This is a genomic window from Synechococcus sp. A15-62, from assembly GCF_014280075.1.
GTDB lineage: Bacteria > Cyanobacteriota > Cyanobacteriia > PCC-6307 > Cyanobiaceae > Parasynechococcus.
The window spans coordinates 1,145,853-1,168,803 of record NZ_CP047950.1; the positions used below are offsets into that span (position 1 = coordinate 1,145,853).

At 60.4% G+C, this 22,951-nt stretch carries 23 protein-coding genes; 8 read left to right on the top strand and 15 right to left on the bottom strand.

What is annotated here, in order from left to right; all coding sequences use genetic code 11:
- Positions 1-10 precede the first annotated feature (10 nt).
- Together rpsR and rpmG are read right to left on the bottom strand one after the other, a co-directional pair.
- Positions 11-232: a 30S ribosomal protein S18 gene (rpsR, locus tag SynA1562_RS06445; RefSeq protein ID WP_006041316.1), complete on the bottom strand. Its 222-nt coding sequence runs from the start codon at positions 230-232 to the stop codon at positions 11-13.
- Between the two features lie 38 nt (positions 233-270).
- Positions 271-465, bottom strand: coding sequence for a 50S ribosomal protein L33 (rpmG, locus tag SynA1562_RS06450; protein ID WP_006851071.1), 195 nt, complete (start codon positions 463-465; stop codon positions 271-273).
- Between the two features lie 126 nt (positions 466-591).
- On the opposite strand from rpmG, the gene pheT reads away from it, so the two are divergent.
- Positions 592-3,015, top strand: coding sequence for a phenylalanine--tRNA ligase subunit beta (pheT, locus tag SynA1562_RS06455; RefSeq protein WP_186495232.1), 2,424 nt, complete (start codon positions 592-594; stop codon positions 3,013-3,015).
- On the opposite strand, the gene rlmD is transcribed toward pheT, so the two are convergent.
- Positions 3,005-4,402 (bottom strand): 23S rRNA (uracil(1939)-C(5))-methyltransferase RlmD, encoded by a 1,398-nt coding sequence (gene rlmD / locus SynA1562_RS06460; protein WP_186493202.1) that lies wholly within the window; start codon positions 4,400-4,402, stop codon positions 3,005-3,007. The genes pheT and rlmD overlap by 11 nt on opposite strands.
- 100 nt (positions 4,403-4,502) lie before the next feature.
- On the opposite strand from rlmD, the gene apcD reads away from it, so the two are divergent.
- The 3 genes from apcD to SynA1562_RS06475 all read left to right on the top strand — a co-directional run bounded on the left by apcD (position 4,503) and on the right by SynA1562_RS06475 (position 6,075).
- Positions 4,503-4,997 (top strand): allophycocyanin subunit alpha-B, encoded by a 495-nt coding sequence (apcD, locus tag SynA1562_RS06465; RefSeq protein ID WP_186493203.1) that lies wholly within the window; start codon positions 4,503-4,505, stop codon positions 4,995-4,997.
- A gap of 227 nt (positions 4,998-5,224) precedes the next feature.
- Positions 5,225-5,437, top strand: coding sequence for a hypothetical protein (locus SynA1562_RS06470; RefSeq protein ID WP_186493204.1), 213 nt, complete (start codon positions 5,225-5,227; stop codon positions 5,435-5,437).
- 104 nt (positions 5,438-5,541) lie between these two features.
- Entirely contained in the window at positions 5,542-6,075 is a 534-nt protein-coding gene (locus SynA1562_RS06475; protein ID WP_255445571.1) for a YqhA family protein, read from the top strand.
- A 62-nt stretch (positions 6,076-6,137) separates the two neighbouring features.
- On the opposite strand, the gene SynA1562_RS06480 is transcribed toward SynA1562_RS06475, so the two are convergent.
- Together SynA1562_RS06480 and SynA1562_RS06485 are read right to left on the bottom strand one after the other, a co-directional pair.
- Positions 6,138-7,085 carry a molecular chaperone DnaJ gene (locus tag SynA1562_RS06480; protein WP_186493205.1) on the bottom strand — a complete coding sequence of 316 codons (948 nt, stop codon included), beginning with the start codon at positions 7,083-7,085 and terminating at the stop codon, positions 6,138-6,140.
- Positions 7,086-7,163: 78 nt separating this feature from the next.
- On the bottom strand, positions 7,164-8,705 hold the full coding sequence (locus SynA1562_RS06485) for a DUF3370 family protein (protein WP_186493206.1): 1,542 nt from the start codon (positions 8,703-8,705) through the stop codon (positions 7,164-7,166).
- A gap of 154 nt (positions 8,706-8,859) precedes the next feature.
- On the opposite strand from SynA1562_RS06485, the gene SynA1562_RS06490 reads away from it, so the two are divergent.
- Positions 8,860-9,045 (top strand): hypothetical protein, encoded by a 186-nt coding sequence (locus tag SynA1562_RS06490; protein WP_186493207.1) that lies wholly within the window; start codon positions 8,860-8,862, stop codon positions 9,043-9,045.
- Here the strand turns inward: SynA1562_RS06490 and SynA1562_RS06495 are convergent.
- From SynA1562_RS06495 to SynA1562_RS06510, 4 genes are read right to left on the bottom strand one after another with little or no spacing between them, the layout of a single operon-like run.
- Complete coding sequence (locus SynA1562_RS06495) at positions 9,030-9,374, bottom strand: RNA polymerase sigma factor (RefSeq protein ID WP_186493208.1); 345 nt, start codon at positions 9,372-9,374, stop codon at positions 9,030-9,032. The two genes, SynA1562_RS06490 and SynA1562_RS06495, sit on opposite strands and share 16 nt — an antisense overlap.
- The gene (locus SynA1562_RS06500; RefSeq protein ID WP_186493209.1) at positions 9,374-9,709 is read right to left on the bottom strand and encodes a sigma-70 family RNA polymerase sigma factor; all 336 of its coding nucleotides are present in this window, start codon (positions 9,707-9,709) and stop codon (positions 9,374-9,376) included. The genes SynA1562_RS06495 and SynA1562_RS06500 overlap by 1 nt, the downstream gene beginning before the upstream one ends.
- Before the next feature lie 30 nt (positions 9,710-9,739).
- Positions 9,740-10,585, bottom strand: a complete 846-nt coding sequence (locus SynA1562_RS06505; protein ID WP_186493210.1) for a DUF4922 domain-containing protein — start codon at positions 10,583-10,585, stop codon at positions 9,740-9,742.
- Positions 10,575-11,453 carry a SpoIID/LytB domain-containing protein gene (locus tag SynA1562_RS06510; RefSeq protein WP_255445572.1) on the bottom strand — a complete coding sequence of 293 codons (879 nt, stop codon included), beginning with the start codon at positions 11,451-11,453 and terminating at the stop codon, positions 10,575-10,577. Before SynA1562_RS06510 ends, SynA1562_RS06505 begins: the two co-directional genes overlap by 11 nt.
- A 76-nt stretch (positions 11,454-11,529) precedes the next feature.
- Between SynA1562_RS06510 and SynA1562_RS06515 the strand changes: the two genes are divergently transcribed.
- Entirely contained in the window at positions 11,530-12,258 is a 729-nt protein-coding gene (locus SynA1562_RS06515; RefSeq protein WP_186493211.1) for an SDR family NAD(P)-dependent oxidoreductase, read from the top strand.
- On the opposite strand, the gene SynA1562_RS06520 is transcribed toward SynA1562_RS06515, so the two are convergent.
- Positions 12,240-12,635 (bottom strand): DUF2237 family protein, encoded by a 396-nt coding sequence (locus tag SynA1562_RS06520; RefSeq protein ID WP_186493212.1) that lies wholly within the window; start codon positions 12,633-12,635, stop codon positions 12,240-12,242. The two genes, SynA1562_RS06515 and SynA1562_RS06520, sit on opposite strands and share 19 nt — an antisense overlap.
- 111 nt (positions 12,636-12,746) lie before the next feature.
- On the opposite strand from SynA1562_RS06520, the gene SynA1562_RS06525 reads away from it, so the two are divergent.
- On the top strand, positions 12,747-12,977 hold the full coding sequence (locus SynA1562_RS06525) for a hypothetical protein (protein WP_186493213.1): 231 nt from the start codon (positions 12,747-12,749) through the stop codon (positions 12,975-12,977).
- Positions 12,978-13,007: 30 nt separating this feature from the next.
- Here SynA1562_RS06525 and SynA1562_RS06530 read toward each other — a convergent pair whose 3' ends face one another.
- The 3 genes from SynA1562_RS06530 to SynA1562_RS06540 form a co-directional block, all read right to left on the bottom strand.
- On the bottom strand, positions 13,008-13,280 hold the full coding sequence (locus SynA1562_RS06530) for a DUF4090 family protein (RefSeq protein ID WP_186495339.1): 273 nt from the start codon (positions 13,278-13,280) through the stop codon (positions 13,008-13,010).
- 47 nt (positions 13,281-13,327) lie between these two features.
- Positions 13,328-16,954, bottom strand: a complete 3,627-nt coding sequence (gene metH / locus SynA1562_RS06535) for a methionine synthase (protein ID WP_186493214.1) — start codon at positions 16,952-16,954, stop codon at positions 13,328-13,330.
- A 63-nt stretch (positions 16,955-17,017) separates the two neighbouring features.
- The gene (locus tag SynA1562_RS06540; protein ID WP_186493215.1) at positions 17,018-17,932 is read right to left on the bottom strand and encodes a branched-chain amino acid transaminase; all 915 of its coding nucleotides are present in this window, start codon (positions 17,930-17,932) and stop codon (positions 17,018-17,020) included.
- A gap of 65 nt (positions 17,933-17,997) precedes the next feature.
- Between SynA1562_RS06540 and cobN the strand changes: the two genes are divergently transcribed.
- Complete coding sequence (gene cobN / locus SynA1562_RS06545) at positions 17,998-21,726, top strand: cobaltochelatase subunit CobN (protein ID WP_186493216.1); 3,729 nt, start codon at positions 17,998-18,000, stop codon at positions 21,724-21,726.
- Here cobN and SynA1562_RS06550 read toward each other — a convergent pair.
- Positions 21,716-22,270 (bottom strand): hypothetical protein, encoded by a 555-nt coding sequence (locus tag SynA1562_RS06550; protein ID WP_186493217.1) that lies wholly within the window; start codon positions 22,268-22,270, stop codon positions 21,716-21,718. The two genes, cobN and SynA1562_RS06550, sit on opposite strands and share 11 nt — an antisense overlap.
- 27 nt (positions 22,271-22,297) lie before the next feature.
- On the bottom strand, positions 22,298-22,945 hold the full coding sequence (locus SynA1562_RS06555; protein ID WP_186493218.1) for a PHP domain-containing protein: 648 nt from the start codon (positions 22,943-22,945) through the stop codon (positions 22,298-22,300).
- Between the last annotated feature and the right edge of the window lie 6 nt (positions 22,946-22,951).

Genomic DNA, 22,951 nt, shown 5'->3' on the forward strand with positions numbered 1-22,951 from the left:
CGCCCGAGGATCAACCTTCGGGGTTCACAAAGGGCAGAAGGGCAACGATGCGGGCACGCTTGACGGCGTTGGTGAGATCGCGCTGCTGCTTGGCGGTGAGGCCGGTGAGGCGACGGGGAAGGATCTTGCCGCGTTCTGTGATGAACTTCTTGAGAAGATCCACATCCTTGTAATCGATGGGATCACCGGGCTTGATCGGCGAAAGACGCTTCTTGAAGAAGGAGCTGGACATGACTCAGGAACGGATGGAGGAAAGACGGACCTGCAAGGTCACTTGATCTCCTTGTGGAGCGTGGACTTGTTGCAGTGGGGACAGAACTTTTTGATCTCCAGCCGTTCGGTGGTGTTCCGGCGGTTCTTTTCCGTCGTGTAGCGAGACACGCCGGGTGAACGCTTGGCGGGATTGGACCGGCATTCGGTGCACTCAAGAGTGATCACGATCCGGACGCCCTTGTTCTTGGCCATAAAGGACGTTGCGCCGCAGGTGCGAAGCGAATTGACAAACATCGAGCTTACCCCCTGACCCGACAGGCCTTGGGCAGCTCTCCAAAGGGGACTTCCTAAGATCGCGCCCTGTCTGGCTTAGATCCGATGCGGGTATCCATCTCCTGGCTGAAGCAGCTGGTCCAGGTGAATGAGTCCGTGGACGATCTCTCCGAGCGTCTGTCGATGGCAGGCTTTGAGGTGGACGACGTTGACGACCTCAGCGCCCAGGCCCAAGGCGTGGTGGTTGGTCATGTGCTGGAGCGGGAGAAACACCCCAACGCCGACAAGCTGAGCGTTTGCAAGGTGGATGTCGGAGCTCAGGATCCCATCCAGATCGTTTGTGGTGCCGGCAACGTTCGTGCCGGGATCCATGTTCCGGTGGCCATGGTCGGAGCCACCCTCCCCGCCGTGGGTTTGACGATCAAAGCCGGCGAGTTGCGGGGTGTAGCCAGCAACGGAATGATCTGCTCCCTGACCGAGCTGGGTCTGACGGAGCAATCCGACGGCATCGCCATTCTGGATGAGCTGGATGAATCGTTGCCGCCCAACGGGTCGCCTGTGGCGCCCCTGCTGGGTCTCGACGACACCGTTCTGGAGCTGGCCATCACCGCCAATCGCCCCGACGGCCTCTCGATGGTGGGTATCGCTCGCGAGGTGGCGGCCTTGACCGGTGGCAGCTTGAGCCTGCCCGAGGTGGATCTGAATCCCAGCACCAATCCGCTGACCACAGAACTGGACGGCTGCTTCTACACGATCACCAGGATTGAGGGTGTGGACGGCTCCAAGCCCTCACCCACCTGGTTGCAGCAGCGCCTTGAGCGAGGTGGCGTGAACAGCGTCAATGCGGTGGTTGACGTCACCAATCTGGTGATGCTCGAACAGGGGCAACCCCTCCACGCCTTTGATGCCGATGCGCTGGAACAACTGACCGGGCAACCGGTGGACGCCAAGAGTTTTGCGGTCCGTTCCGCCCGCGATGGGGAAATCTTCGTCGGTCTGGATGATCAGAAGCGAACCCTCGACAGCCGTGTGCAGGTCGTCACCTGCCATGACCGGCCTGTCGCCGTCGCAGGTGTGATGGGGAGTCTCGAGAGTGGGGTGACCGCCAGTACCCGGAACATCTGGCTGGAATCCGCCCTGTTTGCTCCGCCGAGGGTTCGCCAGTCCGCCCGGGCCTTGGGCTTGCGCACCGATGCCAGCAGCCGGTTCGAAAAAGGGTTGCCTGTGGAAATGACCCTGCCCTGTTCGGCCCGTGCTTCGGCCTTGTTGAGTCAGGAGTTTTCCTGCTCTGAGAGCGGCCGTTGGGTGGGCGGCACCGGTCCTGCAGAAGCGGGACCGGTGCTGTTGCGGCGCAGTGCCCTGCATCACCTGCTTGGCCCCCTCGATGCTGCCGATGGCCCGGAGGATCTGGATGACACCAGCATCGAAAACTGCCTGACAGCCCTCGGTTGCCAGCTCTCAACCCATGAACAGGGGTGGGAGGTGATGGCGCCCCCATCGAGACGGCAAGACCTGCAGCGTGAAGTTGATCTGATCGAGGAAGTGGCTCGTCTTGTTGGTTTCGACCGATTCGGGGCTCATCTGCCGGATCCGCTGGAGCCCGGAGCACTCACACCGCGCCAGCAGGCGGAACGGCGTCTACGGCAGCTGTTATGTGCCACAGGGCTGCAGGAGGTCACCACCCTGTCTCTCGTGCCTGGTTCAGAGAAGGAACAGCGCATCGCCATCAGCAATCCGTTGTTGGCCGACACAAGCCATCTGCGCACCAACCTCTGGGAAGAGCACTTGCAGATCTGTGTTCGCAATCTGAAGGCGTCGCAGCGGGGTTGCTCCGTCTTTGAGATCGGCAACACCTACAGCGGATCCCCGGAGGCCGTCAGCCAGACAGCGGTTCTGGCTGGTGTGATCTGCGGAGATCGACGCCTCTCCACCTGGGCAACCAGTGGCAAACCCCAGGCGCCCAACTATTTCCAGGCCCGTGGCGTTCTCACCCGGGTGATGGAGGCCCTGCAGCTGGAGCTGTCCGACCGTCGCCTGACAGACGACGCACGACTGCATCCAGGTCGGGCCGCCACCCTGGTGTTGGAGGGACGCCCCTTGGGCTGTTTCGGACAACTGCACCCAGCCATAGCTGAGGAGCTCGATCTTCCTGAAGCCACCTATCTGTTCGAACTCGACCTTGCCCGACTGCTGGATGCCGCTACCCGCAGCAACCGCTGGACGCCGTCCTTCAAGCCCTTCCCAACCGTGCCGTTCAGCGAGCGGGATCTTGCCGTCATCGTCGACCGATCCAGTGCCGCTGCCGATCTGATCCAAGCCATCCGCAAGGCGGGCAAACCTCTTCTGGAGCAGGTGGAACTGGTGGATCGCTTTGAGGGCGAGCAGCTGGGCGACAACAAAGTGAGCCAAGCCTTCCGTCTGCGCTACCGCGGCAAGAACGAAACCCTCACCGACGACAAAATTCAGCCCGTTCACGACAAGGTGCGTGCTGCTTTGAGCAAGCAGTTTCAAGCTGAGCTCAGGAGCTGACCCGTTTCAGCAGCGCCAACGACTCAAGGTGCGTTGTCTGGGGGAAGAAGTCCACGGGCTGGAGCACCTCCAGCTCGTAGGAACCTGATGGAGCGAGCAGAGCTTTCAGATCCCGTGCTTGCGTGGCGGGGTCACAGCTGAGGTAGGCCACCACGGCAGGAGGCTGCTCAAGGATGCTGTCCACCACGCGTCGATCCAGACCCCGGCGCGGTGGATCCAACACCAGCGCCTGACAGTCGTCCAGATGCGCAGCGAGGAGGTCTGCCACATCACCGGCATCAAAGGCACAGCGGGAGGAAAGGCCGTTGTGCATGGCATTCAGCCGGGCCTGCTCCACCGAGTCGGAATTGAGTTCCAGACCCTGAACATCAAAACCGGCCTTGGCCAGGGGCAGGGCAATGGTTCCGACGCCGCAATAAGCGTCGACCACCCGTGCGCCGGCGCACTGATTCAAGAGCCAGTCGGTGAGCCGCTGAACGATCCGTTCCGCCTGTGGCGTGTTCACCTGAACAAAGGTGGTGCTGCTGAGGGCGAGCTTGATGCCGCAGAACTGTTCCTCGATGGTGGGGACTCCAGCGAGGCAATGGGTGATGCGACCAAGCACGAGGTTGTTGGCCTTGGGTTGCAGGTTGAGGCAGACCCCTTTCACCTCAGGCCAACGCTCCACCCAGCTCTGAGCGAGATCCTCTAGGCCTCGAAGCTGAGCATGGCTGCTGATCAACGTGATCAACACGTCTCCCGTTGCGCTGGCCAGACGAAGTCCGAGATGGCGCAGACCCTGGGCTTCAAGCAGGTCATGGTCCGCCGGCCACCCCCCTGCATCGAGGTCTTGCTTGAGAGGCTCCACCAACGCGTCCAGGCGTGGATCGAGCACCGGGCAGTGGTTCAGATTGACAATCTTGTGGGTCTTCGGTCGGAAGTAGCCGGCCTTCAGGCGTCCGTTCTGATCCCGCTTTAGAGGGATCAAGGCCCTGTTGCGGTAACCAAAGCAGCGTTCAGCATCAACAAGGGTGGCCGCAGGGGCAACATCAATGCTCCCAATGCGCTGCATGGTCTGTTGAAGCTGCTGGGCTTTCCAACGGGTTTGGGCAGAGTCGTCCAGACGTTGCAGAGTGCAACCACCACAGTCATCGGCAAGGATGCAGGGAGGGCGACGCCGCTCTGCGGAAAACGAGATCTGGTCCACACGACGGCTCAACCAGCGCGACTTCTGACGTTGCTGCAGCTGAACGGTGGCGCGCTCCCCAGGCAAAAGATCAGGAACGACGATCACCCAGTTGTTCCAACGGGCCAGACCCTTGCCCTCGCGATCCAGGTCAACAGCCTCGAGCTCGATCGTGAGCCCGGGCCGCGGTTCAATGCTGTGCGGGCTGTCGACTTTGGTCATGCTCTCGGTTCCCTGCCATTGCAATGGCGTAACACCCGGGCGGAGATGGGTCTGGTGAACGGGTCGAGACCACTAAACTCCACGAAGCCTGCCCAGTTCCATGAGCGTTGTCCGGGATCTCATCCTCCAGGCCGATGACGATCTGCGGTATCCCACCAGCGGAGAACTCCGCACCATGGTGGATTTCCTTGACCAAGGCGCCATGCGCGTTTCTGTGGTCAAGGTTCTGACCGAAAACGAAAAGAAGATCGTCGACGAATCCGCCAAGCAACTGTTTGGTCGCAAACCTGAATACGTCGCACCTGGCGGCAATGCCTATGGTCAGCGCCAGCGGGCCCAGTGCCTGCGCGACTACAGCTGGTATCTGCGTCTGATCACCTACGGAGTGCTGGCCGGCAGCACCGAAATGATCCAGGAGATCGGCCTGGTGGGTGCTCGTGAGATGTACAACAGCCTCGGTGTTCCGATGCCTGGCATGGTCGAAGCGATGAAGTGCATGAAGGAGGCGTCCCTGTCGTTGTTGTCTGAACAGCAGGTGAAGCTCGCGTCTCCATACTTCGACTTCTTGATTCAGGGCATGCAGACGTCGACCTGATTCAGAGAACGACATCAGCAAAGAGCCGGGCCTACAAGCCCGGTTTTTTATTGCCAGCTATCTCAAATAAGATCAGTAACAAGACTCATAACAAGTCCCATACAAGATCAGCAATTCATCTTACGGATCTCAACGAACCAAGGCGAGACCAGGGATGGGTCCTGGAGCAATTCCCATGCGATCAATCCGAGACTCAGCCAGGCTCAAGCAGCAAGGGCAGAAAAACTGTGGATCTGACTGCGTACCTGTGTCTACTGCAGGTACGCCGACTCAAAAATGTTTATATCCACTGGTTTTTGAAGGCTCAACATGCTCCCTGGACTGGCCTTGGACTACAGCAAAAAGCAGCAAACAGTGATTTTTTGCATGAGATCGGAACAGCAGAGGAATTCATGGATGCTGCAAACAAAACAACGCAAGATCTGAATCTTGAGAATTAGCGCTTATCTCAGTCGAGACAAGTTTTAAGTCTTGTTCTGCGTATCACCCAAGATCTGCAATTGTGATGATCAGACTATGCCCGATGGGTTGATTGAGTTGAGCCATGGCCGCGCGATGGATTGAACGACGGTTTGAGCGGCTGATCTGGAAATTCCGGCTAGTCAGCATTGTTCCGGTGGTGTTGAGCCTGCTCGGAAGCGTTGGCTGCTTCGTGATTGGGGCGATCGAAGTCATCAATGCCTTTTTCGTGATCATGCTGCTGTCGTTCACGACCAAGAGCGTTGCCGCCAAGACAATCGCTCAGATGGTTGGAGGGGTTGATTACTTCGTGATCGGCATCGCCCTGCTGATCTTTGGCTATGGCATCTATGAGCTTGTGATTTCAGACCTGGATCCACGCCTTGAGGGTGGGGAAGAGCAGCACACCAACATCCTCTCGGTGAACAGCCTTCAAAGCCTGAAAAACAATCTGTCCAATGTGATTGTCGTGGGCCTGATTGTCGCTGCGTTCAAAAAGACCATTGGCTTCGAGGTGAACAACGCCACCGACCTGTTGGCGCTGTGTGGGTCTGTGGCAATGCTGGCCCTCAGTGCCTGGTTGATTGTTCGTAGCCACGGCACCGAACACGAACACTGACTCAGACAAATCAGGCAAGACTCAATTAGAGTCCAATAAGGCGTCTTAACTGGGATAAGTGATCAACGGTTTCGGTACAACTCGCGCAGCAACCGATAAGCCTCATTGAGTCGCCGCATCGCATCGGTGGAACCACCCGCATCAGGGTGTTCTTCAAGTGCCCGTTGCTTGTAAGCATCCCGGATGGAGCTCAGGGTGACCGAGGTGCCTGCCTGGGTCGACAACCCCAAGAGCTTGAGCGCCCCGTGCACCGTCATCGTTGACTCCAAAGTTTCGAAGGAGGTGACCTGCCGGCTGCGACGGAAGCGGTTCACAAAGCGACGGATCAGGGTCGGCATGCGCTCCGCCAATGAAGACGTGGCAAAGGGATCCTCAAGAGCTCCGGCCACCACCATCACACGTCCCAGCGATGGATCGCCTGACTCCCAGCCGGCACAGAGCGTTTCAACGGCCGCATTCGCAGCCGACCAGGTGAATGGACGCCCATCACTGGCATCGGTGCTGGACCAGACATCACGGGCCAGCCAGGTCATGGCGGCTTCAATCACGGTTGGGCCCGGTGGTTGGCCGTACAAGGACCTCCAGTGTTCTTCAGCAGCAGCACTGGCCTCTCTGAGATCAACGGAATCCACCGTTGAGACAAGCGGCTCGTTCTGTGCAGAATCGCGCTGCTGCGCAGAGCGAAGGGTCGCTTTGAGCTGACTGGTGCGCTTGCTCACGAAGCCCGGCAGATCAATGCCCGAGGCAGCCCCCCCCGTGGGAACCACAGATGCTGAGGTTGGAATCTCTTCAACACCCTGTAGATCGTTGCCCGTTGAGATCAGAACGAGACTGGTGACCTCATCAGATCTGCTTGTTGCTGCTGGTTCAGGATCATCCTTGATGGGTGCGATCTCGGGATCCGATGCCGCATCCCCAGGGTCGAGCAGATCCTGCAGGAGCATTTCAAGCACTCGTCCACGGGAACGTGCTCCGTATTCACCCTTGAGCTGGTCAATCAACGCGACCATGGGCTCTGACATCTCCACAGAGATGCGTTGACGTTTTGAGTCCTCGCCGCTCAAAAGTTCAATCCACCTTCGGGAAGGTTATCGACCCTGAAGCTGGAGCAACCATTGCTGCTGAGAACGAATCACATCGCCATAACGGGGACTGGCCACGGGAATCACGGCAGGAATCCCTGGGGCCGGCTTCAACGTTGCTGGCATCACTGGTGCAGGGTCCACAACAACAGGCTTGGCTTCTGGAGGAGGAGGAGCGCTCTTCGGCCCCACCTTGCGGGATTTGGAGTCTGCAAGTTTCAACTGGGCATCTCGCTGTTGTTGCTTGCGTCGATGAAGCATGGCCAGCTGCTGCACGGGAACGACGCTGAGGAGATGGCCTGGTGTGGCATCAGCTGGATAAACCAGACTCACCTTCACCGCCTTACGGGTGCCTGGCACCAGGTTGAGATCAGCCAGGGCCAGGCTTTCCCCTGAGCGCATGCCCACGTGAACCTCCTGAAGGGCTCGATCCTGAACAATCTGCAGGGATCCACGAAAAGCTGTGAACGTCTTCTTGCCAGAGACCACAGGGTGACTGAGCACCAGTTGATGGGGGCCTGCACCGGAAACATTGAGGGTCACGTCGTAGCGAACCCCATAGGTGCCGACGTTGTTCAGAGCGGAGTCAATCATCCGTGTGGTCAACGGATTGACCTGAACATCGCTGGTGCCGAAGTGATGCCGCTTTGTGCTGGTCAGAGGAACATGCAGTGGACCCTGGTTGAGGTCATGGCTGATCTGAGCCTTGTAGGCATCGCCCAGGGCGACGCCGGCCACCCGGGAGAAAACACGACCCAGCTGGATCTCGCGAATCCGGTTGAGATAAATCCTCCCCGGAGCCAGTCGCCCGGACTGCAGCACCGCGAAGAGATCGGAATCCTGTGCTGATTGCTCGGCCGCAACAACAGCCATCGTGAAAGGACCATTGCTGCGTCCACTCAGCAATCCGTTGGCAATGCCACGGGCAGGAAGCACGGTACGCACCACAACCTTCTGCCCACCTGCCGGGATCACGACCTGTTCGGGTAATTTCCGGTCCAGTTCGCCGCGCAGGAGTTGAACAGCGGTGGCATCGCCAGGTCCTGTGTTCCAAGGACGCTTCCCGAGGGGTTTGACCCCCATCAAACGATTCGGGTGATAGGGCGCTTCAAAACTGTTTTTGACGGAGCCTCGCTCAAAATTGAGCGTGATCGGGCTTGATCCGGGATTCGTCGCGATCAGAGACAGGGTCATCAAGCCCCTGGATCGACTCCCCCCCAACTTGGCTTGGTCTTGGGGGTAATACTTGTGGTGCATATGAACGCCGAATTCACCGTTGAAGGTGTGGGCGGCGTTACGAAGCGGCTGGTTTGACTCTGCGGCGATGGCCGAACCCGAAGCTGTGTTCACCAGGATTCCTGGCCCGGTGACGATCTCCGGTTGATTGGAGTGAAGAACCGGAACGTTGTTGAAGGTGCCGTTGAGAGGTCGAGCTTTTTGACCTGCCATCAGGGCGACATACGCCTCAGCGCTGCGCCGAAGGCCAAACTCAAGACCCGCAAACGAGACGCAAGTCAAGACCAAAATTGGGATTCGCCTGAGACTCATGCGGCTTATGGTTGTGGTGTTCGAAGCAACGTCGACACCACGATGTGGATGCTCTGAATTCTCACCGTAGTTCCACCTTCTGAGACAGCCAAGTGATCGGTGAATCACACCACGCTTGAAAATCGGTCAGCATGCGAGAAGAGCCGACGCTGACATGCTTCCTCCCTTCTGCTGCAGCCCCAGCACCGATCACACGACCCTGCGTCGCCAACATCAGGAACGGAAGATGTCGATGCTGAGGTTCTGGCGTGATAGTGCTGAACGGCAGCTGTCGGCCCTCAATGCCGCCATCCAAACGCTTCAAGATCAGATGGATCGCGACGCTCAGGCGCCCAGCTGAGCAGCTTTCAGCTCGTTCGCGAGGGTGTTCAGGCCGCGTTTAACGCGCCTCTGAACAGTCATTGCCGAAACGTCGAGCTGTTGCGCTGTTTGCCGCAAACTCATTCTATCGAGTACGACCATCTGCAGAGCGCGTTGATCGTCTTTTTCAAGATTGCGGAACAGCTTGTTCACTCTGCTCCAAGCCTCTGAGCGTTCGATCAGATCGATTCCCTCCGGTCGGTCATCAAGGAGGTCGTCATTGAATTCCACCCAGTGCTGCTTGCTGCGGTAGTGGTCCACCGCCAGGGCATCGGCTGCGCTGAGAGGAGTGCCTTCCGGGTTGCGCATCATCTTCGTGGCCCGCTCCTCGACGGCCCTTGGGAGTCGGACCAAACCTGCTCTATCGCGAGGGAATGAAGAATGGCTCCCCGGATGTGCGGCTTGGCGAAGCTTGGAAAGGGTGCCCCCCGCTGCGCCTCATAGCGGTTGTATGCCTTGATCAGGCCGAGACATCCCACTTGCAGGAGATCGTCGCTTTCGAGGCCTGTCTGCTGGGCGTAGTGACGGGCAATGGGTCGAACCAGATGCAAGTTGTCCTGAATTTGTCGGTTCTGACGCTTGAGGCAGGTCTTGTCCAATGAATGCTTGTTGGCTGCATCTCCAGCCTTGGCAGAGAGAGGCACGCCACGGCATCTGTGCCATCACTGAACTTTTCAGCTCTGCCCGCTAACAACGGCTTGAAGCAGAGCTTCTGGCCCCGCATGCTGAATCCATTGCCGATCGGAGACCTCGGTGCTCAACAAGGATCCTGCGAAGCCGAGGGCGTTGACACTGAAGCCACGAATCCCCTCCCTTCCGCGGCGAACCATGGCCATCCACTGGCGTGAGAGCAGCAGGTTGTAAGCCGCGCGAGGGCAGTCGTCGGTGGTGGGGTGCCCCAACCCGAGGTCTGCAGCCAGAGCGAGATACAACTGATGAAGCATCTCGGCCGTCAGTGTTGAACGGATCGGCGCGACCTGTGCACTGTGCAACAGAGGATCCTGATCAGACGTTGTTGTGCCCTCCGCACAGCGCTGGAACCAATCCTCACGAGCACAGATCCGCTCCCCTGCTGAACGCGGTAACAACTGCAGATGTCGATGGGGCTGACTGGCGCCGGCATCAGGCCCACTGTTGAAAAACCACAGCCCCGTCGTCATTGCATCGACCCGGGCGAGGGAGCGCCAATCCTCCATCGATAACCAACCGGTCTGGGGTTGCCAGTCCTGGGTGATCAGCAACATGTGCGTGGTCTGAACGGGATATTTGTTCAGGATCACGACGTGGGACTCACCGATCCGATCAACCTCCAGACGTTGGTCCCAGGGGAGAAACGGATTCGGCTTCGGTCCTGATGCTCGAAGGTGTTTGGGTGTGGCGCTGAGCAGATGGCGTAACTCAAAGCGACTTCCTCCATCCCCCATGAGGTGGGTCAACGAGGTGTCAAGCGGCACCAGCGCCCCGGATGAGGTCGCTGCAACCGTTACCTCGATCGCTTTTTGAAGCAGTTCACTGGTCATGCCATGTCAACCGCGCCAGCGAGGCTCCTGCGTAGTATTTGCCGAGAATGGCATTGAAGGGAAGTCCCTGACGGGCAAGGCTCTGAGCACCGGTTTGACTCATGCTGGCGCCGAGATGGCCATGGGCTTCAGCACTCACTTGCGCGTTCGACGCATAAAGGCTTTCCACAATGCCACCGCTGTAACTGAGGATGATCCCGCGGGTCTCCCGTGTGGCTGAACGACTGGCCGTGGTGGTGCTTTTCTCCCCTGCAAACACCTGCCAACGGGTTGTGTCACCCAGGTGGTACACCGTCGTTGCCGGTCGGGCGAGATGCGCCATCGCGTAGGAGCGGGCTGCAACGGCCTGCGCTTTCAGTGCTTCCCGATGCCATGTGCTGGGCATTTCAGCGCCAACCACTGAAGCCACATAAGTCTCCAGGTCAAGTGAGACCACCGGGAGCCAATCACCTTGGCCTTTAAGCAGGGATACATCGCCTCGATAGTGCTGCTGGTTGATCTGAACAGGTCCACCGGAGCAATGAATCTCAGGCTGAGTGGACGCAGCAAGCCTGTTCAGCAGCTGTTGAGCAGGAATTACAGAGCTGTGCTGGTTGCGGCAGAGCACGTTGGGTCCTGGCCGGAAGGCGGTGATGGGGCTCTGGCTGACCAAACCGACGCGGATCGCCAGGGGCACATGATCAGAACCCGGCGGCACCCTTGGAACAAAACGAGAACCAACAGGTGCGTCGTGATCGAGCAGCGCAAGCAAGCTTGAGCTCGGCTGATCAGACCGCTGGGGGAGTGGCCGAGCCAACCAGCCGATCAACGCAGCCATGAGCAGGCTTCCGAACACGGCCGGGGGCCAGAAATGACGGCGAAAGGGCACCAGAACCGCTCAACAGAGCCTCCAGCCGATGATGCCTGATTTCCGCTAGACGGTCTCTTCTCCGCAGCAAGATCACATGGTCGAAGCAGCCTCAACCACTTGGGTTGGCTTGGCCCTGGTGGTTGGCCCCGGCGGGATCGGATTGGCAGTAGCAGCAGAACTGAAGCGCACCTGCCCTGATCTGAAGGTGCTGACCGCTGGACGTCATGGACCGCCGGCATCCTCACTGCAACTGGACATCGAGAACGACAGTGATCTGGATGGGCTGCGCGCAAGCCTGGAGGCCGAGGGGCTCCCCCTGCGATTGGTGTTCAACTGCAGCGGTCGACTGCACGGTCCTGGGCTGCAACCGGAAAAACGTCTTCAACAGGTCGATCGATCCCAGTTGGAGCAGCAATTCGGCATCAATTCCATGGCTCCGATCCTGCTGGCCAAGGCGATCGAACCTCTGCTGAAGCGCGATCAACCCTTTCATTTCGCCAGCCTCAGCGCTCGCGTGGGAAGCATCGGCGACAACCGAACCGGGGGCTGGTACGGCTACAGGGCAGCCAAGGCGGCTCAGAACCAGCTGCTGCGCTGCCTGAGCATTGAATGGGCCCGCCGCTGGCCGTTGGCCACCGTGAGCCTGTTGCATCCCGGTACTACAGACACAGACCTGTCTCGTCCGTTTCAGAGCTTCGTGGCAGCGGACAAACTTTTCTCTCCAGAACGGGCCGCGCGTCAGCTGGTTGAGGTGTTGCTGCAGCAGACCCCGGAACAATCAGGGGCCTTTCTCGCCTGGGACGGTCAGTCGATCGATTGGTGAGCGTGCTGCTTGAGCTGGTCAAGGCTGACGACCGTGAGGGCGGTGTCTTCCGTGGCCTCCAGGCGGACAAGAGGTGCCACGCCATCCTCGTAGGCCTGCTTCCAGCGCGGTGCACAGACGCACCAGTGGTCCCCTGGTTTCAAGCCTGGGAACTGAAAAGCAGGCATCGGCGTGATCAGGTCATTGCCCTGGGCTTTGCTGTAACTGAGAAATTGCTCGGTCATCACGCAGCAGATGCTGTGCTGGCCGTGATCCGATGGATCTGTTTGACAGAGACCATTGCGATACCAACCCGTCATCGGCTCACAACTGCAACTCTGAAGTGGGTCACCAAGAACGTTCTTGGCCGGCGGAAATTCGGGGCTACTGCTGGACATCTGAGCGCTTAATCGAGGGGGAGTCTGCCCAAGGACTGGCACATTTTGACTTCAGACGGTTGACGAACCCCTGGGGGAGCGGGTTAAAGGTCATTCAGTCATGTCCACTCGATGGATTGGGAGTTCACTGAAGACGCTGCGTTTCTGGCGCTCTGCGATGCGTTTCGCGAGAGCGGCGAGAGCTCGGCGATCGAGTTCCTTGCCAATGGAGAGGGAGCCTTTCATTTCCAGGACCTGGCCCAGAACGCCGCTGGCGAAGGTCTTGATTTGAGCGAGTCCAGTGCCCTGGAATCATTCCAGCAAGAGGTGATCGAAACGATGGAGAAGCTCTGCCAGGACTGAGTCCGGCAGCGCCTCTCCGTCACAAGGAGATCACCCGTAGAAGAAAGCGATCTCCTTGTCCTTCAGACCGTCCCATCCGGCCTCCAGGAGCCTCTGATTGAGGGTGTCCTGGTCGAAATGCTTGGCTCCGGTCTTGACCACCCGATTGCGCATCGATTTCAGAACACCACTTCGAGCGCGCTGACTTTCCAGATCCATCACCTGGTTGTAGAGGGCGAGCATCGCTTCAGGGATTGGACTCCCATCGAGATCCACACCCGCTTTGATGGCGGCATCAACACCGTCCGGTCCGGCAATGGCCATGGTGAGCAGAAACAAGGCGTCTCAGGCTATGGGACGCCACTCAGGGCTCAGGCGCTGAAGTAACGAGCCTGGGAGTGGAGAGCCACCAATGCTGTGGTGCTCTGCTCAGGCTCGAGCTGGTCACTCGCGTCCATGCTCAAGCCGATGCGCTCAGCTCCGAGCCAATCCAGCTGCTGCCTGGAATCAGCCACATTGGGGCAAGCGGGGTAGCCGAAGGAGTACCGGCTGCCGCGGTATCGCTGCGCCAGCACATCCCGCAGGGCCATGCCGTCGGGATCAGCGAAGCCGAGCTCCGAACGAATCCGTGCATGCACCCATTCGGCCATCGCTTCGGCCATCTGCACCGCAAGACCATGGAAGTACAGGTAGTCGCTGTAGCGATCGCCCTTGAACAGCTCCTGAGCCACCACAGAGGCCTTCTGGCCCATGGTCACCGCCTGCATCGGCAGCACATCCGTCGGACGTCCCTCAGCGTCCAGATCGTTGAAGAAATCGGCAATGCAATAGCGGTTGCCAGACCGTTGACGGGGAAGCTCAAAACGCCCGAGTTCCCGCGTGCCGTCGGCATCGAACACCCGAAGGCTGTTGCCATCGCGTCCCACAGGGAAGTAGCCGTAAACCGCCCGGGGGGTCAACAGCGACTCACCCATGCAGCGCTGCATCCACTCCTTCAGCACCGGCTCTGCCTTCTCCGCCAGCATCGCCTCATAGTCGTCTCTGCTCTGCTCCTTGGTTTTTCGGAGCATCCACTGGCCTGCAAAAAGGGCATTGCGGTCGAGGTAGTGGAAGACCTCAGCGATATCGATGTCGGCCTCAGTGATCACCGCAGAGCCGAGGAAGGGAGCCAGCGGTGCGGCTTCAGCGGGAACGGCGTCGGATCGATCTGAACTCACCGGCGGCAGATCCGCTGCCGGAGCATCCGTTGCGGAGGCGGAGGTCTCCTCAGCCTTGTCGGAGGTTGTCGACTCTTCATCCAGGCCAACCCCTTGGGGAGCATCAGCAAGAAAGCCCTTGGGGTTGGTCCAGTTGTCGCTGCGCTTCGCATCCATCAAGGCATCCATGAAGCGCAGATCAGCGAAGGCATCACGGCCGTAGATCACCTTGCCGTCGTACACCTCGCGGCAGTCCTTCTGCACGAAGCGTGGCGTCAGGGCCGCACCGCCGAGGATCACAGGAACATCAATCCCCGCATCGTTGAAGGCTTGAAGGTTGTCCTTCATGAAGGCCGTGGATTTCACCAGCAGACCGCTCATGGCGATGCAATCGGCCTGATGTTCGCGCTGGGCCTCAACGATGGCTTCACAGCTCTGCTTGATGCCGAGGTTGATCACTTCGTAGCCGTTGTTGGTGAGGATGATGTCCACCAGGTTCTTGCCGATGTCATGGACATCGCCCTTCACCGTGGCGATCAGGAACTTGCCCTTGCTAGTGCTCTCGCCCTCGCTTTTTTCCATGTGCGGCTCGAGGTGAGCCACGGCGGATTTCATGGTCTCGGCGCTTTGCAGCACGAAGGGGAGCTGCATTTGGCCGCTGCCGAACAATTCACCCACCACCTTCATGCCATCCAGCAGGAAGGTGTTGATGATCTGCAGAGGGGGATAGGTCTGCAGCGCCTCGTCCAAGGAGGGCTCAAGCCCGATGCGCTCGCCATCAATGATGTGCTGCTTAAGCCGTTCCTCAATCGGCAGATCCGCCAGCGAGGGGCCCGAGGCACGGGCTTCCTTGGTGCTGACTCCCTCGAACAACTTGGTGAGTTCGGTGAGCGGGTCGTAGACGCAGATGCCGTCCTCGAAACGGCGGTTGTCATTGATCAGATCACGACACACCGTCTGGTGGTCATCGCTGATCTTGATCAACGGAAGAATCTTGGCGGGGCTGACGATGGCCGAATCCATGCCGGCTTCACAGCAGTCGTGGAGGAAGACCGAATTCAGCGTGATCCGTGCTGCCGGTGAGAGGCCGAAACTCACATTGCTGACCCCGAGCACCACGTGCACACCGGGAAGGTTCTCCCGGATCATCCGGATGGCATCCACAGTGGCGCGACCATTCAGCCGGTCTTCCTCAATACCAGTGGAAATGGGAAGAGCCAGGGGGTCGTAGAAGATCTCGTGGTCGGGGATGCCGAACTCCAGAGCATCGCGATAGGCCCGCTGGGCGATGGCGAACTTCTTCTCGGCCGTTCTGGCCATCCCTTCTTCGTCGATCGTGCCGACCACCACAGCGGCGCCGTAGCGGCGAGCCAACTCCAAAACCTTGAAGAAGCGCTCGTCACCGTCTTCGTAGTTGGTGGAGTTGAGGATGCACTTGCCCCCGGCCACCTTGAGGCCCGCTTCCATCTTCTGCCACTCGGTGGAATCGAGCATCAGGGGCAGGTTGACGTTGGTGACCAGACGGCTCACCAGCTCGTGCATGTCCCGTTCGCCATCGCGACCGACGTAGTCGACGTTGACGTCGAGCACGTGGGCATTCTCCTTCACCTGGCCCCGTGCCACCGACACCAGACCATCCCAGTCTTCTTCCGCCAGCAGTTCGCGCACCTTGCGGCTACCACTGGCATTGAGCCGCTCACCAATGATCAGGAAGGAGTTGTCCTGGTGGTAAGGCGTGACGCCATAGATCGATGAGGCGGCAGGCTCGTAATTGAGGCTGGGTCGCACATCCTCTGCGCTGGCGCGATCCCAGCGGGAGGGGCGTTCAGCCGGTTTGAGCTCCTGCGCCAGTTCCGCCAGGCTGCCGATGTGGGCGGGGGTGGTACCGCAGCAGCCACCGATCACCTGCACGCCGAGGTCTTCAACGAAGTGCATCAGCTGCATCTTCAGCTCCACCGGCGTGAGTCGGTAATGGGCAACGCCGCCAACGTTTTCCGGCAGACCGGCATTGGGAATGCAGCTGACGGTGAAAGGGGAATGCTCGGAGAGATAGCGAATGTGCTCCTTCATCTGCTCCGGACCGGTGGCGCAGTTCAGGCCGAGGATGTCGATCGGAAACGGTTCAAGGATCGACACCACGGCAGCGATGTCCGTGCCGACGAGCATGGTGCCGGTGGTTTCCATCGTGACCGACACCATCAGAGCCCGCCGCTCACCGGTGGCGGCAAAGGCCTCTTCGATGCCCTGTAGCGCTGCCTTGATCTGCAGCACGTCCTGACAGGTTTCGACGATGAACAGGTCGACGTTGCCGGCGATCAGTCCCTCAGCCTGCTCGCGGAACGAATCCCGCATCGTGTCGAAATCGATGTGGCCGAGGGTGGGCAACTTGGTGGTGGGTCCCATGGAGCCCGCCACGAAGCGGGGCTTTTCAGGGGTGCTGAATTCATCAGCCATTTCCCGGGCCAGCTCCGCAGCCCGCTTGTTGAGCTCGAAGGCCTTGTCTTCCAGGCCGTATTCCGCCAGCACGATCGATGCAGCGCCGAAGGTGTCGGTCTCGATGACATCGCAGCCCACCTCGAGGAACTGGCGATGCACGGCCTTGACAGCATCCGGTTTGGTGACCGCCAGGTTCTCGTTGCAGCCCTCCAGGTCAGGACCACCGAAATCATCAGCGGTGAGCTCCAGCCCCTGAAGGCTGGTGCCTGTGGCGCCATCGAATACCAGCACAGGACGCTGCGGTCCATGCAGGTGGTCGAGAAATGCAGAGGTGGTGACTTGCCGATCTGCCTGCGTCACCATCATCCGTACACCCCCTGAGAGGAACTGATCTTAAGAAAAGCTCAGAGCAAACTTCAGCCGTTTCGATCAGGCAATGGAAATGCGGGTCACCCAGTGCTCATAGGCGGGGTCCCGTCCTTCGGTGATCGCCACCAGCTTGGCTTTCAGCGCATCCATTACAGGACGCTTGGCGTTCAGCACCGTGGATTCGATCTGACGGATCGGCGTAACTTTGGCGGCCGTGCCGGAGAGGAACACTTCATCGGCGATGAACAACTCGGTTTTGTCCACCGGACGTTCAATCACAGGAATGTCCATCGCTTTGGCCAGCTCAATCACGCTGGCGCGGGTGATGCCCTCGAGGATGTCCTGATCCACTCCAGGCGTGATGAGCTGGCCATCACGCACCAGGAACAGGTTCATGCCGCTGGCTTCACTGATCTTGCCGCGACTGTTCAACAGCAAGGCTTCGTCGAAACCACTCTGCACGGCTTCCGTCTTGGCCAGGGAACTGGTGATGTAGGCGCCGGAGATCTTGCCGCGCAGCGGCAGAGAGCGATCCTCCTGGCGGGTCCAGCTGCTGATCCGGCAGCTGACCCCCTCCGGAGACAGGTAATCCCCCAAGGGGAGTCCGTAGATCAGAAAATCGGTCTCGATGTTGTGCAGGCGCGGAGCAATGCCCAGATCGCTGGTGTACACAAAGGGCCGCAGATAGATCGGCTGGTCAGGCTTGTTGGCCTGCAGCATCGCGGTGAGAGCTGAGAGGATCGTCTCCTCACTCAGATCCGTGAGCAGCAACCGGGCGCTCTGGCTGAGACGCCGGGCGTGCCGATCAGCACGGAACAGCAGCATGGTGTTGCTGTTCTGGGGATCGGGAATGGCGCGCATGCCCCCAAAGGCACCGGTGCCGTAGTGCAAGGCATGGGTGGCAATGGAGATCCTGGCCTCCTCGAAGGGAACGCACTGGCCCTGGAACCAGGCATAGGGCAGGAACTGATGCATCACCGTGATGGATCCGATCGCTGAATCTTCTCACCACCGGGCACCGCAACACGGAGAATGGGGCCATGCACCGCCTTGCCACCTGTCCGGGTCTGGACCCACCGGAAGATGTGGTGCTCGTGGAGCAGCCGGGCGCGGATGTGCTGTTCCTCACCAGCGCAGGCACAGACATCAGCTGTCTGGACGCCAGCCTGCCGAGCAACCCGGCCTGGAACGAGCGGATCCGGGCGTTGCCCCTGAGCTGCCTGGAGCACCCAGCGCAGCTGGACCATTACCTCAACACCACCGCCCAGGCGGCGCACTTGATCGTGGTGCGCCTGCTCGGCAGCCGTGGGCACTGGAGCTACGGCCTCGAGCAACTGCAGCGCTGGTGTGCAGACGACACACAGCGGCAACTGCTCGTCCTCGCCGGAACGGCTGATCAGAGCAACGAACTGCATGGGCTGGGCTCCTGCAGTGCTGAACTGGCCGATCAGCTGTCGGCACTGCTGCGGGAAGGGGGCATCGACAACATGGGGCGGTTCCTCGGAGCTCTCGAGGCTCTGCTGGAGGGAACCCCCGTATCACCCGACAGCGTTGCGGTGGTGCCTTGCCCCGATCCGATGGCCTGGGATTGGCGCGCTGAAGCGGGGTCTGCGGTGGGCGTGGTGCTCTATCGGGCCCAGTTTCAGGCCGGAGACCTTGGCCTGGCGGATGCCCTCACGGCCGCCCTGCGGCAAGAGGGGCTGCGGCCCTGTCTGCTCTGGGTCAGCAGCTTGAGAGACCCGGCAGTGCAAGCCGGCGTTCACGACCTGTTGCAGCAGCAAAACGCTGAGCTGGTGATTGCGGGCACGTCCTTTGCCTCGGTGCAGACAGAACAGGCCGGCCTTGGCAGCCCTCTCTGGGATCGGCTCGATCGACCGGTGTTGCAGCTGCTCAGCAGCAGCCGCAGCCGAGCCCAGTGGCTGGAGAGCAGCCAGGGGCTGAATCCGATGGATCTGTCATTGCAGGTGGTGATGCCGGAGCTGGATGCTCGGATCACTACGCGGCCCTGCGGTTTTCGTGACCACCGGCAGACCATTGGCCCCCTGGCCACGGCCATTCCCTGCCTGCAGCCGGATTCATCTGGACTCGCGTGGCTGGCAGAGCACAGCCGTCGCTGGGTGGAGCTGCGACAGACCCCCTGTGTCAAGAGGCGCATCGCGATGGTGCTGGCCAACTATCCCGTTCGCGACGGTCGTGTGGCCAATGGCGTGGGCCTTGATACGCCAGACAGCACGGCGCGGATGCTCCGCTGGCTGGCTGACGCCGGCCATGACCTCGGTTCGGGAGCCTTGCCGGATTCAGGCGATGGCCTGATGCAACAGCTGTTGTCCGGTCGCACCAATGCACCGGAAGGACAGCACCGCCCAGCGCTGGATCATCTGCCCCTCACCACCTATCAGAAGTGGTGGACCAGCGTTCCGGAATCGGCTCGACGCTTGATCGAATCCCGTTGGGGACCTCCAGAAGCGGCCTGCGATCTGGATCCAAACAGGGGCTTTGCCATTCACGGCCTGCGCTTCGGGCATGTGGTGGTGCTGATCCAGCCGGATCGCGGCTACGACGCCGATCAGATCGCCGATCTCCACTCACCGGATCTACCGCCACCGCACAGGTATCTGGCCCAGTACCTCTGGCTGCGCAGCGTGCATCAGACCCAGGTGATGCTGCATGTCGGCAAGCACGGCAGTGCGGAATGGCTGCCGGGCAAGTCAGTGGGGTTGAGCGATGCCTGCGGCCCCGAGCTGGCCCTGGGCCCGATCCCCCACCTTTACCCCTTCATCGTCAACGACCCTGGCGAAGGATCTCAGGCCAAGCGTCGCGGTCACGCCGTGGTGCTGGACCACCTCACACCGCCATTGGGGCGGGCTGGGCTGCACGGACCGCTGCAACGCTTGGAGGGCCTGCTCGATGAACTGGTGGAGGTGCGGCAGCTGGGGGGGAAGCGGGCCCGGGTGCTGGAACAGGCGGTGCATTCCAGCCTGCTGTCCCTCAACTGGCCCGGAATCCCCAGCCGAGAAGCCATTCGCCGCCAACCGGAGCTGCTGGAGACCTGTCTGGACCAGGCGGAGACCTATCTCTGCGAGCTGAAGGAATCGCAGATCCGCACGGGCCTGCATCGGTTCGGTGTAGCGCCATCGGCAGAAGCCGCCGATGAGCTGCTGATCGCCCTGGCCCGCCCCCCCAGGCAGGGGCAACCAGGCTTGCTGCAGGCCATGGCCCTGGAGGCAGAAATGGACTTTGACCCCTGGCAGCAGGACGAAGGCGACAAGCTCTCGGAGGCGGATCAGACCCGCCTGAGGTTGCTGAGTGGCGCGAACTGCCGACGGGTGGGGGATGGTTGCGCCTGGCTGGAGCAGCAGGCCCAGCTGTTGATCCGACGGATCATCCATGGGGAACAGGCCGAAGGACTGGCGGAACCGTTCCGGACCTGGAGCCGGGAGGATCCCTGCCTACAGAACCTGCAGGGCGATCTCTGGCCCCGCTTGAACGGTTGTGCTGCCGCCGAAAAAGAGGCCTTCCTGCGGGGCATTCAGGGGCAGCGCATCGCTGCGGGGCCCTCAGGGGCACCGAGTCGCGGTCGGCCCGATGTGCTGCCCACGGGCCGAAATTTCTATTCCGTCGATCTGCGGGGCTTGCCCACGGAAGCCGCCTGGGACCTGGGGCGACGCTCGGCAGAGCAGTTGCTGGATCTGCATCTGCTGGAGCAGGGGGAACCGCTGCGCCATCTGGCGTTGTCGGTCTGGGGAACAGCCACGATGCGCAATGGCGGAGAAGACATCGCCCAGCTGCTGGCCCTGATCGGTGTTCGACCGGTCTGGGATGGGCCCACCCGAAGGTTGGTGGACCTGGAAGTGATTCCAGCCCGTCTGCTGGGGCGACCGCGGGTGGATGTGGTGCTGCGCATCTCCGGGCTGTTTCGCGATGCCTTTCCCCAGTTGGTGGGCTGGGTGCATCAGGCCCAGTCGATGGTGGCGGCCCTTGATGAACCGGATGAACTGAATCCCCTGGCTGAGCTCACCCGTCAAAGCGGGCCCCAGGGCCGAATTTATGGATCCGCCCCCGGTGCCTACGGAGCCGGACTACAAGCCCTGATCGACAGTGGCGCCTGGGACTCCCGAGCAGACCTTGGCCAGGCCTTCCTGAGTTGGAGCCAATGGTCGTACGACGGTGCCGCCGCCCCCAGCCTTGATCGTTCCGGCCTCGAGCAGGCCCTGGGCAGGGTGCAGGTGGTGCTCCACAACCAGGACAACCGCGAGCACGACCTGCTCGATTCCGACGACTACTACCAGTTCCAGGGGGGCCTTAGTGCAGCGGTGGAAGAGGTGTCAGGAGCACGGCCGCAGCTTTGGTTCGGAGACCATTCCCGCCCCGAACGGCCTCGCCTGCACCGGCTTGAAAAGGAACTCGACAAGGTGATGCGCAGCAGGATGCTCAACCCCCGCTGGATCGAGGGAATGATGCAGCACGGCTACAAAGGTGCCTTCGAAATGGGGGCCAGCCTTGACTACCTGTTTGCTTACGACGCCTCCACCGATCGCGTTCCCGATTGGTGTTACGGCGCGCTGTGCGACCAGTGGCTGAGCCAGACGAAAATCCTCGATTTCCTGGAGGGGAGCAATCCCTGGGTGCTCAGGGACATGGCCGAACGACTGCTGGAGGCCTCGAATCGAGGCCTTTGGACGTCAGCGACGAAAGACCAACTGCTTCACCTGCAACAACTGGTGAACAGCAGCGAAGCCCAGATTGAACGAGGGAGCCCTATTTGTTGAGGTCGCGAACCATCTGACGAAACGGATCGATCGATCCAGGTTTGGAGGACGGCGCAGCGGAACCCTCCTTGGCCACAAGTTCCTCCTTCGGCTTCAACTCTTCTTTGCGGCCGACGGGAGCAGCATCTGCGGGGGCAGGGGTGTTCACACCCGTGATGGCGGTGCCCTTGAGGCGCTTGCTCATCTCCTCGGTGCTCACCTGCGTAGCGAAGGTTTTCTTCACCGGTGTAGGAATGCCCGCGTTGAGGCTGATTGATTCTTCCTTCTTGACCACACCACCGAGGCCTTCGCTGCGTTTCTCCAGCTTCTCGGTTTCTGCAGCCACCTCCATGATCTGTTCCTTCGTGCCGGGGCTTGCAGCCGTGCCGGGGAAGGTGCGGCGAATCGTCTTCGACTCGCGCATGTAGTTCACATCCCCCAGGGAAGAAGAAGCATCAGCATCAAGGAAGAACTCGGCCGGCTTCTCCTTCGCTGGCTTGCGCGGCTGAATCGTGGAGTCGGAATCTGCGGAATCCTTTTTCAGCAGACGATCCAAGAAGCCCATGTCGACCGGAACTGAGATGGAATGAACTTAGCGGCCGCAAAGGTCAAATCCATGGGTATCGGTGCCACACGTACGCAAAAGGCCAAGGTTGCTCAGCTGATGATCGATGGCCTCACAGATCAACGGACTGGCGGACCAGGTTGGTTGCATCTCGTAGTCGTACCAGGCCTCACCACCATCGAACCCGAGCCGGGCTGCCTCATCGATCAGCACGTCATGGCCAAGGCGGTACCGGGCAGGATGGGCCAACACCGCCAGTCCACCGGCGAGATGGATGGCTTTAACCACCGCCTCAGCCCTTAACGGTTCACCGACGACGGAATCCCCACGGTTGTAGGGCTGGAGCGCAGGGTGGTTGAGCTCGAAGCCAAGGGCGAGCACATGAACAAGACACCCCTTCAGCAGTGCACTGATTTCCATGCCACTCCAGACGGTGGGGACATCAACACCGCTGGCGCGCTGCTGATCCAGCCAGGCCTGGATCTCCCGGTGAGCATGGCTGCTGTGGTGATCCGTCACCGCCAGGTGCTTGAGCCCCCGCTCGGTGGCCTGCCGAATTAGGTCCAGCGGTTCAAGGCTGCCGTCACTGCAGACGGTGTGGCAGTGAAAGTTGTGCGTGGTGGGACAGCTCGATGGCCCCACCTGTTCGAGGACGGTTTTGAGCGGGTGGGTCATCTCAAC

What these genes read in the sequence shown, in the direction of transcription:
- SynA1562_RS06555 (WP_186493218.1), bottom strand. Translation starts at nt 22,945, where the DNA reads ATGACCCACCCGCTCAAAACCGTCCTCGAACAGGTGGGGCCATCGAGC.
- SynA1562_RS06530 (WP_186495339.1), bottom strand. Translation starts at nt 13,280, where the DNA reads ATGGCCATTGCCGGACCGGACGGTGTTGATGCCGCCATCAAAGCGGGT.
- pheT (WP_186495232.1), top strand. Translation starts at nt 592, where the DNA reads ATGCGGGTATCCATCTCCTGGCTGAAGCAGCTGGTCCAGGTGAATGAG.
- SynA1562_RS06525 (WP_186493213.1), top strand. Translation starts at nt 12,747, where the DNA reads ATGGATTGGGAGTTCACTGAAGACGCTGCGTTTCTGGCGCTCTGCGAT.
- SynA1562_RS06485 (WP_186493206.1), bottom strand. Translation starts at nt 8,705, where the DNA reads ATGAGTCTCAGGCGAATCCCAATTTTGGTCTTGACTTGCGTCTCGTTT.
- rlmD (WP_186493202.1), bottom strand. Translation starts at nt 4,402, where the DNA reads ATGACCAAAGTCGACAGCCCGCACAGCATTGAACCGCGGCCCGGGCTC.
- SynA1562_RS06540 (WP_186493215.1), bottom strand. Translation starts at nt 17,932, where the DNA reads ATGCATCAGTTCCTGCCCTATGCCTGGTTCCAGGGCCAGTGCGTTCCC.
- rpmG (WP_006851071.1), bottom strand. Translation starts at nt 465, where the DNA reads ATGGCCAAGAACAAGGGCGTCCGGATCGTGATCACTCTTGAGTGCACC.
- SynA1562_RS06490 (WP_186493207.1), top strand. Translation starts at nt 8,860, where the DNA reads ATGCTTCCTCCCTTCTGCTGCAGCCCCAGCACCGATCACACGACCCTG.
- SynA1562_RS06480 (WP_186493205.1), bottom strand. Translation starts at nt 7,085, where the DNA reads ATGGTCGCGTTGATTGACCAGCTCAAGGGTGAATACGGAGCACGTTCC.
- metH (WP_186493214.1), bottom strand. Translation starts at nt 16,954, where the DNA reads ATGATGGTGACGCAGGCAGATCGGCAAGTCACCACCTCTGCATTTCTC.
- cobN (WP_186493216.1), top strand. Translation starts at nt 17,998, where the DNA reads ATGCACCGCCTTGCCACCTGTCCGGGTCTGGACCCACCGGAAGATGTG.
- SynA1562_RS06505 (WP_186493210.1), bottom strand. Translation starts at nt 10,585, where the DNA reads ATGACCAGTGAACTGCTTCAAAAAGCGATCGAGGTAACGGTTGCAGCG.
- SynA1562_RS06550 (WP_186493217.1), bottom strand. Translation starts at nt 22,270, where the DNA reads ATGGGCTTCTTGGATCGTCTGCTGAAAAAGGATTCCGCAGATTCCGAC.
- SynA1562_RS06495 (WP_186493208.1), bottom strand. Translation starts at nt 9,374, where the DNA reads ATGCGCAACCCGGAAGGCACTCCTCTCAGCGCAGCCGATGCCCTGGCG.
- SynA1562_RS06520 (WP_186493212.1), bottom strand. Translation starts at nt 12,635, where the DNA reads ATGTCCAGCAGTAGCCCCGAATTTCCGCCGGCCAAGAACGTTCTTGGT.
- SynA1562_RS06515 (WP_186493211.1), top strand. Translation starts at nt 11,530, where the DNA reads ATGGTCGAAGCAGCCTCAACCACTTGGGTTGGCTTGGCCCTGGTGGTT.
- SynA1562_RS06475 (WP_255445571.1), top strand. Translation starts at nt 5,542, where the DNA reads ATGGCCGCGCGATGGATTGAACGACGGTTTGAGCGGCTGATCTGGAAA.
- apcD (WP_186493203.1), top strand. Translation starts at nt 4,503, where the DNA reads ATGAGCGTTGTCCGGGATCTCATCCTCCAGGCCGATGACGATCTGCGG.
- rpsR (WP_006041316.1), bottom strand. Translation starts at nt 232, where the DNA reads ATGTCCAGCTCCTTCTTCAAGAAGCGTCTTTCGCCGATCAAGCCCGGT.